Source organism: Candidatus Laterigemmans baculatus, assembly GCF_010367455.1.
Lineage (GTDB): Bacteria > Planctomycetota > Planctomycetia > Pirellulales > Pirellulaceae > Laterigemmans > Laterigemmans baculatus.
Genome location: NZ_WRPR01000055.1, coordinates 62,147 through 74,341, shown reverse-complemented (window position 1 = coordinate 74,341; position 12,195 = coordinate 62,147). Strand labels below are relative to the sequence as shown.

Here is a 12,195-nt window from a genome sequence, read left to right as displayed (position 1 = left end):
TCGGGGCTGCGAGGCCCGAGGCTAGCGCCTTCGGCTCAAAAGACTGAAAACCCTGAGCCGACGGCGCTAGCCGCGGGTGCTGCAGCGACCATTTCGGGGCTGCGAGGCCCGAGGCTAGCGCCTTCGGCTCAAAAGACTGAGAACCCTGAGCCGACGGCGCTAGCCGCGGGTGCTGCAGCGACCATTCTCGGGGCTGCGAGGCCCGACGCTAGCGCCTCCGGCTCAAGAGACACTGCGAGCCGCTGGCACCGGACACAGATATGCTCCGCGAGAATCGATGAGCGAGACGCAGCGCCCCGCCGATTGGCAGGTCTTGATCGTCGAGGACGATCCAGATGCCGCGGCCAATATCGCCGACATCCTCGAACTCGATGGCTACTCCTCCAGCCTTGCCTGCAGCATCGCCGAAGCGCTCAAGCGGCTGCGGGGCGGGTCGTACGACACGATCATCCTCGACCGCAGCCTCCCCGACGGCCAGTCGATCGAGTCGCTGACCGAGATCCGTGGCTTGGCCCCCGACGCGGCGATCGTGATCATCACGGGGCACGCGGACCTCGATGGCGTCGTGCAGGCGCTGCGCCATGGGGCCTCGGACTACATTCTCAAGCCGCTCAACTCCGACGCCCTGCGGGCGACCCTAGCGAGGATCCGCAACGCCCAAGCGAATGCGGCCGAGATCGCGCGGCTGAGTCGCGACCTGAGCCGTCGCCAAAGCGAATTCGAGACCTTGCTCCACGTGTTCCCGAGCGAGTTCGCGATCGCCATCGCCGATGATCCCGATTGCCAGTTCATCCACGTTAGCGAATCGTTCGCCCGGATGCTCAACATCCCGCAAGAAACCAACGCTTCGTTGAGCGTCGAAATCGAAGGGCGGCCCGACTACTACTTTTCCTCTGGCGGTGTTCGGATTCCCGCCGACCAGCTCCCGGTCCAACAGTCGGCGATGCAGGGAAGGGTGATTCAGGGCCGTGAGATGGATCTGATCCGACCGGACCAGCCACCGGTCCACCTGCTGTGCTACTCGAGCCCGCTGTACGACGAATACGGAAAGCCGCGCGGTGCCGTGGGTGCCTTCCTCGACGTCACCGAACGCCGCCAGGCAGCGGAGGCGCTCGAGGAGAGCGAGAGACGATTTCGGGCGATCTTCGACAACTCGATGGATGGCCTGATCGTGATGGATGACGAAAGCCGGATCGTCGATGCCAACCCCGCCGCCTGCAGCACCCTCGCACGGCCCGCCCAGGCATTGAAGCAAACACTGCTGAACGACATGCTCCCCTGCGACGATGGCGAAGGCGCTCCGGTGCCCTGGCAAACGCAGCTCGCCCGCGGCCAGCTGACCGGGGAATGCCACGGCGTCGATCCAGCCGGACGGCCGCAGAATATCGAGTATCGGGCGGCGGCCAACTTCCTGCCCGGACTGCACGTGATCTCCCTCCGCGACGTCACCGAACGCAAGCGGGCCGAGCAACGGTTGCTGCAAACCGAGCGACTTGCGGCGATCGGTGAAACCATTGCGGGCCTCGCCCACGAAAGCCGCAATGCTCTCCAGCGGAGTCGCGCATGCCTGGAGCTGTTGAGCCTGGAAGTGGAGAAACAGCCCGATGCGATCGATCTGGTCGGCCGCGTGCTCAAAGCCCAAGACCGGCTTCAGGAGCTGTACGAGGAAGTCCGCGAGTACGCCGCTCCGATCAAGCTCAACGTTCAAACGGTCGATCTCCGCCAGGTCTGGCGGACTTCGTGGAATCACGTCGTCGAGACGCACCCGCAAAAAAGCGTCGAGCTGGCCGAACACGGGATGAGCGACGGATTCCACTGTCCGGGCGATCGCCGCCGTCTGGAACAAATTTTTCTCAACATTTTTGAGAACGCCCACCAAGTCTCCTCCGCGGGCGGCGTGATCCGCCTCCACGGCTCCCCGGCCACGATCGGCGATCGGCCGGGGGTGGCGATCTCGATTTGCGACGAGGGACCGGGCATGAACCGGGAGCAGCGGGAGCGGATTTTTGAAGCCTTCTTTACCACCAAGACCAAAGGGACTGGGCTCGGTATGGCGATCGTCAAACGCCTCGTGCTCGCCCACGGAGGCCACGTCCACGTCGCCGATCGCGACGGTCCCGGCGCGGAGATCGTCATCGTGCTGCCGACCGTGCCCGAACGGTCCGCGTCTTGAAGTCCACTCGGTCCCAGCGCAACCACCCAACCACCGCCCGAGGGTTCGCCATGTATGCGAGGATCCTGCTCCCGCTCGATCTGACCGATCACAATGCTGCGGTGCTCCGGCGGGCGTCGGAGCTCGCCCGCGCCTCCAGCGGCGAGCTCCACTTGCTGCACGTCGTCGAGACGATTGCCGGCGTCGAGTTCGAGGACGATCCGGAGTTCTACCGCCGGTTCACCGAGGCTTCCCAGGAAAAACTCTCCGCAGCCGCCGCCCAGCTTCGCAGCCAAGGGCACCGCGTCGAATTCATGACGAGCTATGGGAGCCGGGGCGACAAGATTCTCGAGTACACGGTCGACCGCGAGATCGAGCTGATGATCGTGCGTTCGCCAGCCCTCACTCCGGAGGAGCCGCGTAAAGGGCTGGCCAGCCTCAGCTGGAAGCTCGGCCTGCTCGCCCGCTGCGACGTGCTGCTCGTCAAGTAATCCGATCAGCGGGGCAGGGGGGTGGGGATCTCGGCGAGCAGCTGCGCGGCGCGGTCGAGATTCGAGCGTCGTGGCAAGCGCCCCAGGTCGCTGTCGACCCCGCAAGCCACGAACGGAGCGGCACAGTGGGGGCACGTCACCCGCTGGCCGAGCAGCGACATGAGCAAGCGCAGCGGACGTCCACAAGTCCGGCATTTCTCCGCAAAGTAAGTCCGAATGGTTTCCCGAGTTACCTGATTCCTCGCGGCTGAACCGTCCACCGTCTCGTCTCCTGTGGGAAACCGATCGCGGCGGGCCGAAGGGGGGCAGCATTCGTGCATGGGTGGCCTATGAGGGCGGTGAATGATGGCGGAGACTCCGTTCCGGAAGATGGCAGCGTGCATGCTGTTGGGCGGGACCCCGGCTGGGGCTGCGTGCGGTACATCGCATCTGGAATGCCGCGAGCGGAAAAAAAATTTTCCTCGGGTTTTTCCGCATCGCCGCCGACCGCCGCGCCGCTCGGTGGTGCGTTCTGAATCCACCTGCTGTGCGGCATTGGCACAAGGGAGCGCAAGGGGTGCTGTCAGCGTTGGCTCTCGGTCCCGCAGTAGCCATACTTCTCCAGCATCCGGTAGAGCGTGCGGCGACCGATCCCGAGCTGCCGCGCCGCCTTGGCTTTGTTGCCGCGATTGCGATCGAGCACGGCCAGGACATGCGTGCGGCTGAGCGACTCGAGATCGATCGGCGCTCCCGGCGTCGCCGCCGCTCCCGGCCCAGCGGGCCCTGCGGGAGGTCCCCCTCCACCAGACATCCCGGCTCCACTGGACATTCCGGCTCCGCTGGACATCCCGGCTCCGCTGGACATCGCCGCTCCATTGAGGCCCGAGCCGCCGCCGTCGATCGCCGGAGCGGCCCCTTCAAACTCGCTCCGCAGATCGCTCTCCTGCGGCGCGGCGGAGGTTTGGCCGCTCGGACCGAGAGCGCCACCGCCGAGAGCGTCCGAAGCTGAGTTGCCCGCCACGCGCGTGTCCGCCGCTCGAGTGCCCGCTCCCGCACCGAATGCCCCCCCCGCGGCGAGCCAGGTCCGCTGCAGCTCTGGGGGCAGGTTGTGGCGGCGGATGACGCGGTCGTCGGCCAGGATCTTTGCCCGCTCAATTGCGTTTTGAAGCTGGCGGACGTTGCCGGGCCAGGGATAGGCCTCGAGCAGCTCCATCACTCCCGGCTCGACCTCCCAGTGCGGCCCGAGCAGGTGGCGAACCAGCAAGGGAACATCCCCCTCGCGTTCGCGGAGCGGCGGGAGGCTGAGCGTCAGCACGTTGACGCGATAATATAAATCCTCGCGAAACCGTCCGGCGCGGACTTCGCTGGCCATGTCGCGGTTGGTCGCCGCCAGGATCCGCACGTTCACCCGTCGCTCCTTGACCGAACCGACGCGTCGCATCGAGCCGTCTTCGAGCACTCGCAGCAGCTTGCCCTGCAGCGATCCGGCCAGCTCCCCGAACTCGTCGATCATCAGCGTTCCGCCGTCGGCGATTTCGAACAGCCCCGGCTTGGCCGCGACGGCTCCGGTAAACGCCCCCTTCTCGTGACCGAACAGCTCACTTTCGAGCAGCGGTTCGGGCAGCGCCGCGCAGTTGATCACGACCAGCGGGCGGTCGGCCAGCGGCCCTTGGGCATGGATGGCGCGGGCGACGAGCTCCTTGCCGGTTCCGCTCTCCCCTTCGATCAGGATCGGCTTGTCGCTCCCGGCGACGCGGTCGATCAGGCGGAACAGCTCCTTCATCGCCGGGGCCTCGCCGACGATCGAGCCGGGCGGCTGCGAGCGGGCCAGGACCTGCCGCAGGTTCTCGTTGTCGCGCTGCAACCGGCCCGACTTGTGCGCTTTGCGGATCAGCACGTCGAGGTCCGAGAGCCGTAGCGGCTTGGTCAGATACTCCGCCGCTCCCTGCTTGATCGCCTCGACCGCCGAGGCGATCGTCCCGCCGCCGGTCAGCAGGATGATCTGCATCTCGGGGTCCTCGTGGAGCAGCCGCCGCAGCAGCTCGATCCCATCCATTCCCGGCATGTGCTGGTCGATCACCGCCACGTCGAATCGCCGCTCCGCCTGCACCGCGAGCGCCTGGGCCGCGTCGGTCGCGGCCGCGACGTGGTACCCGCAGCGCTCGAAAAAGCGGAACGCGGGTTCCAAAAAGTCGGCTTCGTCATCGACCAACAGCAAATCGAGATCCGCGGGTGCTTTGGACATACGCTCACGAAAACCCGTATCGCGTGGGCTGGGGGAACAGCGAAGCCGACGAGCCACTCCGGGGACCAAGGCATTTCCGATGCCGCCCGGATTATCCGGCGAAAGCGCGTCAAAACAGCGCGCCTCGCCCCCCCGACTCGCGCCCCCACGATGGCGCATTCTGGCGCACCCGAAAAGCGATCAGCCGTTCAGCCCGCTGCCCGGCCGAGAGCCGCCGGGGCTCGCACTCGGCGGCGCGTCGCGAAACAAAAAACGCCGCCGCAGAGCGCTGCGGAGGCAACGACTGCGGCGGCGTCGGCAAAGGCGGAGGGCACGGGACTCGAACCCGCAGCCCCTTACGGGGTACCTCAGTTCCAATGAGGCCGCTCACCAATTCGCTTACCCTCCGCGTTTGAGATCGGTGCGGTGCCGTGGGCGAATTCGGTCGAGCGGAAGCAGTGCGCGGGTGGCGCCGGTCTCTAGTTCATCAGCTTGGCGCCGCTGATGAGTTTAATGAATTCCTCGTTGCTGTCGAAGCGGCCTAACTGTTTTGTCAGCTGCTCCATCGCTTCCATGTGATGCATGCTGGTCAGCGACCGCCGGAGCATCGTCACCGCCTCATAGGTCTCCGGGTCGTGGAGCAGTTCTTCGCGGCGGGTCCCGCTTTGCGAGATGTCGATCGCCGGCCAGACGCGGCGCTCGGCCAGACGCCGGTCGAGGACCAGCTCCATGTTGCCGGTCCCTTTGAACTCCTGGAAGATCGCCTCGTCCATGCGGCTGTTCGTATCGACCAGCGCCGTGCCGACGATCGTCAGCGAGCCCCCTTCCTGGAACGCCCGCGCGGTGGCGAACAGCTTCTTGGGGATGTCCATCGCTTTAATATCCAACCCGCCGGTCATCGTCGCTCGCCCGCGACCGGTCGAGCCGACCCATTTGTTGAAGGCGCGGGCCAAGCGGGTGATCGAATCGAGCAGCACGAACACGTCCTGCCCCATCTCGGCCAGCCGCCGCGCCCGGTCGATCACCAACTGGCTGAGGCGGACGTGGCTGTCGACATCCTCGTCGAGACTGCTGGCGATCACCTCGCCGTTGCGGACGCTCCGCCGCATGTCGGTGACTTCCTCGGGCCGCTCGTCGATCAGCAGCACGATCAGCTTCACGTCGGGGTGGTTTTCGGCGATCCCTTGGCTGATGTTCTGCAGCATGATCGTTTTCCCGCTCCGCGGCGGGGCCACGATCAGCGCCCGCTGCCCCTTGCCGAGCGGGGCGAGCAGATCGATCACCCGGTTGGTGATCGGCTCGCGGCCCACTTCCAGCCGCAACCACTCTTCGGGGTTGATCGGCGTCAGCTCGTCAAAGCTCTTGACCGAGGGATAATCGTCCGGCGGCATCCCGTCGACGTCCAAGATCTCGCGGACCCGCGGGCCTTGCTGGCGGCGAGCCTGCTGGACCATCGCTCGCAGCATCACTCCCTGGCGAAGCCCGTAGCGGTCGATCATCGTCCCGGGAACGAACGGGTCGGTCCGCTCGCGGGAATAGTTGTTGGCCGGGCTGCGGAGAAAACCGTAGCCGTTGGGGTGCAGTTCAAGAATCCCCTGCGACTCCTCCATCGGAGCATCGCTCGGGGTGTTGTCTTCGGCCCCCTCGGGCCCCCGGTCGTCCGGTCCGCGGCCTTCGGAGCCCCGCCCATCGGGGCCTCGCCCATCGGGGCCACCGGGTCCACGGCGCCGTCGCCGTGCCCGCGGTTTTCCGCCTCCTTGAGGCTGACCGTTGCTCGACCCAGGAGCGCCGCCGCCACTGCCGCTTCCGCCACGACCGCGGTAAGTCCGTTTCTTCTTAGCCATTCGTCACCCGAAGGTCCGAGCCGGTGCGGTGCTTAAGAAAGGTGGCAAACTACCACTCCATTCCCCACCGGCCGCTGTCACAGAGAGATGCCGCTTCCCAGAACCACAGTGCAAAACCTTCAGTCGGACGGAGCGGCAACAACGGTCCAACTGTTCCTAACGTGAACACTCAACGCCGAGCCAACCGCTCGTGCGTCTCCCGCACTCTGACACAGCCAACACCGGAGGGCCCCCCGAGACCGCCAACCCCACTCGATACCGCTCAAGGAAAAACCGCCTCGAGAGGTGCCACTGGGGAGGAGCGGACCGAATCAGCCACCGACCCTCCGGCCAGAAACTCATTCGCGGGCTCAGCTCAACTGCGTCGGAGTGCCTGGCTGCAGGCCGCAACCATTTGTCCCGGGCGTGGACGCGTCTTTCGGTCGTACGCGTCTCAGCAGGTCCTGTTTCACCGGCGCAAGGGAGCGCTGCGGCGGGAACCCATGTTGATTTAAAGCAGCTCGACACGCGTGCAAAGCAGCACCACACCCCAGGCGTTCAAAACCGCGAGGCACGACCGCTGGATGGCAACCCTGCCGTAAAAGGGCCCGCAGCAAGCAGGACCCGAAAGCAGGCGTCGAGCAACTGGTCAGTTACTATGCGGAATGTTACACACCTTTCGGGGCGTGTCAAGCGAGACTTCTCCCCCCACGCACTCTCGACGCTCACGCCTCGGCGAGCCTCCCGCCCCTAAACCGGCCCGCCCACTCGAACCGGCCCGCCCACTCGAACCGGCCCGCGGACACGGACCAGCCCGCGGACTCGAATCGGCCCGTGGCTTCGGTCCTGGCGGTTTCAGCCGGAGGGGGAGGATTTGGCAAAGGCCGGCAATTTGCGGCGGCGGGCGGTTTGCGCTGTGGCGGGCGGTTTGCGCGGCGGCTGGCGTTGCGAGCCGCTCGGCGTTCTGTCATATTGTCGCGGAGACGGCAGCCCGTTGGCCGCCGCCGAAGGCTTTCTCCCCCGTTCCCTGACTCGCGCGAACGTATTGCTCGGTTTCGTCTCGCAAAGCGGCCGGCTTCGGTTCTTCGAAGCTCCCCGCCTTCCGACGCACCGCACGCTCGGCAGCCAACTCCAGCGATCCACCTCGCCTGCCCCCCGGTCCTAGCTCTGCACAAGACTCGGGGCTCTTTTCGGACCGCACTTTGTGAAAAGTTTCACAAAGTCGCCGTCCCGGGTGGGCTCCGGGGCCCGGTTGGGTTTGGAGCAGGGGGAGGGGAGAGCCGCCGGTGTTTCCCCACCTTTGAAGCACAGACGAAGCATGACCGTTATCAAGCGAGGGCTGGATATCCCAGTAGCCGGAGCGCCCGAGCAGCACATCGAGGTCGCGCGGCACATCGACCGCGTCGGCCTGGTCGGTGACGACTACATCGGCATGAAGCCGACGATGCTGGTCCAGGAAGGGGACCGAGTGAAGCTCGGTCAGGTTCTGTTTGAGGACAAGAAGACTCCCGGGGTGCAGTACACGGCGCCGGCGGCCGGGCGAGTCGTCGAGATCAACCGGGGCCTGAAGCGGAAGTTCGAATCGCTGGTGATCGAGGTCGCGGGCGACGAGGCGGTCGACGGCGAGCGGTACAGCGAGGGGCAGATCGCGGGGCTCGGCCGGGAAAAGATCACCACCTCACTGCTCTCGATCGGGCTCTGGCCTTCGCTGCGAACGCGTCCTTTCGGGCGGGTCCCCAAGCCGGGGAGCGTTCCGCAGGCGATCTTCGTCCAGGCGATCGACACCAATCCTCTGGCCGCCGATCCGACGATCGTCCTCGCCGGCCACGAACACCACTTCACCGCGGGGCTGGCGGCGCTGACGCAGCTGACCGACGGCACGGTCTATGTCTGCAAGGCTCCCGATGCGTCGCTTCCCGGGGAAGGGATCAGCGGCGTCCGGTTCGAGACTTTTTCCGGCCCGCACCCTGCCGGGCTGCCAGGGACCCACATCCACTTCCTCGAGCCGGTCGGGCCGGGCAAGACGGTCTGGTATCTGAACAGCCAGGACGTCGCGGCGATCGGGGCCTGGTTCTCGACCGGGCGGCTCGATTCGCGACGCGTCGTCGCGCTCGGCGGGCCGCAGGTCAAGACCCCGCGGTTGCTCGAGACCCGGCTCGGCGCCGATCTGCTGCAGTTGACCGAGGACGAGTTGGTCGTCGACGACAACCGGATCATCTCCGGGTCGATCCTGCATGGTCGGGCGGTCGCCCCGCCGGTGCAGTACCTCGGCCGCTACGCCCAGCAGGTCTCGGTGCTCAAGGAAGGCCACCTGCGGGAATTTCTCGGATGGCAGAAGCCCGGCTTTGACAAGTTCTCGATCATCCGCGTGTTTGCCTCGTCGCTCTCGCGCGACAAGCGGTTCTTGCTGACGACCAGCACCGAGGGGAGCGAGCGGGCGATGGTCCCGATCGGAACCTACGAACGGGTGATGCCGCTCGACGTGCTGCCGACCCCGCTGCTTCGGGCGCTGATCGTTCGCGACACCGACGCGGCCCAACAGCTCGGGGCGCTCGAATTGGAAGAGGAAGATTTGGCGCTCTGCACCTTCGTCTGTCCCGGCAAGTATGAATACGGCTCGATCCTTCGCGACAACCTGCGCAAGATCGAAGTCGAAGGCTGATCCTAACAAAAACTTACTAATTCATTTTTCGGAAAAGCGAGTCTGGTACCATGCAGGCGCTTCGCGATGCTTTGGATCGCGTCCATCCTCATTTTGCCAAGGGTGGAAAGCTCCAAAAACTGTACCCGGTGTACGAGGCGCTTGATACGTTTCTGTACACGCCCGGGGAGACGACTAAGGGTCTGACGCACGTCCGCGACTCGATCGATCTCAAGCGGATGATGATCACGGTCGTCGTCGCTCTGATTCCCTGCACGCTGTTTGGGATGTGGAACGTCGGCTACCAGGCGAACACCGCGATCGCCGAAATGGCGGCGGTCGACGCCCCGTTTGAGTTTGATTGGCATCACACGGTGCAGGCCGCTCTCGGTCTCGGCCATGATCCGACGAACTTCATCGACAATTTTGTCTATGGAGCGATCTATTTCTTACCGCTGTACATCGTGACGATGGTCGTTGGCGGTCATATTGAAATGGTCTTCAGCATTCTGCGTGGTCATGAGATCAACGAAGGATTTTTGGTCACCGGTCTGCTCTATCCGTTGATCCTCCCCCCGGACATTCCGCTCTGGCAAGTGGCCCTGGGGATCGCCTTTGGCGTGATCGTGGGCAAGGAGATCTTTGGGGGGACCGGCCGAAACTTCTTGAACCCCGCGTTAACCGCCCGAGCATTCCTATACTTCGCCTACTCGGCTCAGATCAGCGGCGACCAGATCTGGACGGCGGTCGACGGTTTCGCCGGAGCGACGCCGCTCGGTGTGATGGCCGTGGCCGATCCGGCGGTCGGAATGGACGCCCTCTCGAGCGTGGCTGTCCCGTGGGGCGAGCGAGCCGTCACCCTGAGTTCGGCATTCTTCGGCACGATTCAAGGCTGCGTCGGTGAGACCAGCGTTTTGATGTGCTTGATTGGTGCTGCGATCCTCATCGTGACCGGGGTTGGATCGTGGCGAATCATGTCGGCCGTCGTCGTGGGAGTGATCGCGACGACGCTGCTCCTGAACGCCGTCGGCAGCGACACCAACGCGATGTTCACGATGCCCTTCCACTGGCACCTGGCTGTGGGCGGGTTGGCTTTTGGCATCGTGTTCATGGCGACTGACCCGGTGAGCGCGTCGATGACCAATACCGGGAAATGGATCTATGGAATCCTGATCGGCTTCATGACGATCTTGATTCGCGTGGTGAATCCGGCGTTCCCGGAGGGCGTGATGCTGGCGATTCTGTTCGGCAACGTGTTCGCCCCGCTGATTGATTATTTCGTCATCCAATCCAATATCCGCCGGAGGGTTGCCCGCTATGTCCCAGCGTGAGTCCCTAGGAAATACGTTTTTGGTCGCGTTGGTGTTGTGCGTGGTCTGCTCGCTCGGCGTGAGCACCGCCGCGGTCGCACTGCGGGATCGACAAGAAACCAACCGAGCGCTCGATCGCAAGAAGAACATTCTCGACGCCACCGGCATCGCCTATGACGAAACCGGCGCACCGGCCTCGGAATTGTCGATCGACCAGGTCAACGAGTTGTATAAGCGGATCGATGAGACGTTGGTCGACCTCGAGACCGGGGAGTACGTCACCGACATCGACGTCGAGACCTACGACGAGCGACAAGCGGCGAAGGAAGACCCGAAGAAAGAGGATTCGTTGGCCGTCGCGATCGAGGATCCGGCCTATGACATCGGGTTCCGCCAACGCGAGCGGATCGCTCGGGTCTACTTCGTCCGCGACGAGGCAGGAGAAATTGAGCAGGTCGTGTTGCCGGTCTATGGCAAAGGTTTGTGGTCGACGTTGTATGGCTACTTAGCGGTCCGCGACGACCTGCAAACCGTCCAAGGTCTGACCTTCTACGAGCACGCCGAGACCCCTGGTCTTGGCGGGGAAGTCGAAAACCCGATGTGGAAGGCGCAGTGGACCGGGCTGTACCTGTACGGTGAAGAGGGGAATCCGGCGATCGAAGTCGCCAAGGGGGTGGCTCCGGAGGGCAATCAGTACATGGTCGACGGTCTGTCGGGAGCGACGATCACCGCCCGCGGGGTCTCGAACCTGGTCCGCTACTGGATCAGTGACGATGGCTTTGGGCCGTTCCTGCGGAATCTGGCCGACGAGATGGGCCTCCCTGCCCGTCCCGGTCTCGAGGAAGAAAACGAAGCGACGAGCGAGCAAGCCGAACCAGCCGCAACCGAGGAGCCGAACGATGCTGAGAACTAAAACGGCCGACGTCCTCTTCGGACCGGTCTTCAAGAACAATCCGATCGCCCTGCAGATCCTGGGGATTTGCTCGGCCCTGGCGGTGACGAGCAAGATGAGCACCGCGGGCGTGATGTGTATCGCGGTGATCGCGGTCGTCGCCTGCAGCAATGCGGCGGTCAGCGCCATCCGCAGCTACATCCCCAGCAGCATCCGGATCATCGTGCAGATGACGGTGATCGCTTCGCTGGTGATCCTGGTCGACCAGATCCTCAAGGCATTCGTCTACGACATCAGCAAGCAATTGTCGGTGTTCGTCGGATTGATCATCACCAACTGTATCGTGATGGGCCGGGCCGAAGGCTTTGCGATGAAGAACGGCGTCGGGATCAGCTTCATGGACGGGATCGGCAACGGTCTCGGCTATAGCCTGGTTCTGATGGTCGTGGCCTTCTTCCGGGAGTTGGGCGGTAGCGGTTCGGTATTCGGTTTTCAGCTGATGGAACTGGATCGCAATGGTGGTTGGTACAACCCCAATAACTTGATGCTGTTGCCCCCGAGCGCGTTTTTCATCATCGGGATCTTCATTTGGATTCTGAGAATCTTCCGTCCCGAGCAACTCGAGGAGTCGTGAGGCTCGCGTTTTTGTGAGCGCTCTGGATTCTCTCCCCCGACACGCCTTA

9 protein-coding genes and 1 tRNA gene are annotated in these 12,195 nt (G+C 64.4%); 6 read left to right on the top strand and 4 right to left on the bottom strand.

Annotation, left to right across the window (positions count from 1 at the left end; genetic code table 11):
• Positions 1 to 277 precede the first annotated feature (277 nt).
• Both GNK13_RS12130 and GNK13_RS12125 read left to right on the top strand, forming a co-directional pair.
• Complete coding sequence (locus GNK13_RS12130; RefSeq protein ID WP_164102791.1) at positions 278 to 2,173, top strand: hybrid sensor histidine kinase/response regulator; 1,896 nt, start codon at positions 278 to 280, stop codon at positions 2,171 to 2,173.
• Between the two features lie 50 nt (positions 2,174 to 2,223).
• Entirely contained in the window at positions 2,224 to 2,643 is a 420-nt protein-coding gene (locus tag GNK13_RS12125; RefSeq protein ID WP_164102790.1) for a universal stress protein, read from the top strand.
• A gap of 5 nt (positions 2,644 to 2,648) precedes the next feature.
• Here the strand turns inward: GNK13_RS12125 and GNK13_RS12120 are convergent, their stop codons facing one another.
• From GNK13_RS12120 to rho, 4 genes are all read right to left on the bottom strand, one after another.
• A complete protein-coding gene (locus tag GNK13_RS12120) occupies positions 2,649 to 2,903 on the bottom strand; it encodes a hypothetical protein (protein WP_203545360.1) in 255 nt (84 codons plus the stop codon).
• A 302-nt stretch (positions 2,904 to 3,205) separates the two neighbouring features.
• Positions 3,206 to 4,867, bottom strand: coding sequence for a sigma-54-dependent transcriptional regulator (locus GNK13_RS12115; RefSeq protein ID WP_164102788.1), 1,662 nt, complete (start codon positions 4,865 to 4,867; stop codon positions 3,206 to 3,208).
• Between the two features lie 302 nt (positions 4,868 to 5,169).
• Positions 5,170 to 5,256: transfer RNA gene (locus GNK13_RS12110), tRNA-Ser, on the bottom strand.
• Between the two features lie 69 nt (positions 5,257 to 5,325).
• On the bottom strand, positions 5,326 to 6,690 hold the full coding sequence (gene rho / locus GNK13_RS12105) for a transcription termination factor Rho (RefSeq protein ID WP_164102787.1): 1,365 nt from the start codon (positions 6,688 to 6,690) through the stop codon (positions 5,326 to 5,328).
• Positions 6,691 to 7,987: 1,297 nt separating this feature from the next.
• On the opposite strand from rho, the gene GNK13_RS12100 reads away from it, so the two are divergent.
• The 4 genes from GNK13_RS12100 to GNK13_RS12085 are packed head-to-tail and all read left to right on the top strand — an operon-like array spanning position 7,988 to position 12,146.
• Entirely contained in the window at positions 7,988 to 9,331 is a 1,344-nt protein-coding gene (locus GNK13_RS12100) for a Na(+)-translocating NADH-quinone reductase subunit A (RefSeq protein WP_164102786.1), read from the top strand.
• A 50-nt stretch (positions 9,332 to 9,381) separates the two neighbouring features.
• On the top strand, positions 9,382 to 10,641 hold the full coding sequence (locus tag GNK13_RS12095) for an NADH:ubiquinone reductase (Na(+)-transporting) subunit B (RefSeq protein ID WP_164102785.1): 1,260 nt from the start codon (positions 9,382 to 9,384) through the stop codon (positions 10,639 to 10,641).
• Entirely contained in the window at positions 10,628 to 11,533 is a 906-nt protein-coding gene (locus GNK13_RS12090; protein ID WP_164102784.1) for a Na(+)-translocating NADH-quinone reductase subunit C, read from the top strand. The genes GNK13_RS12095 and GNK13_RS12090 overlap by 14 nt, the downstream gene beginning before the upstream one ends.
• The gene (locus GNK13_RS12085; RefSeq protein ID WP_164102783.1) at positions 11,520 to 12,146 is read left to right on the top strand and encodes an NADH:ubiquinone reductase (Na(+)-transporting) subunit D; all 627 of its coding nucleotides are present in this window, start codon (positions 11,520 to 11,522) and stop codon (positions 12,144 to 12,146) included. Before GNK13_RS12090 ends, GNK13_RS12085 begins: the two co-directional genes overlap by 14 nt.
• Positions 12,147 to 12,195: the final 49 nt, after the last annotated feature.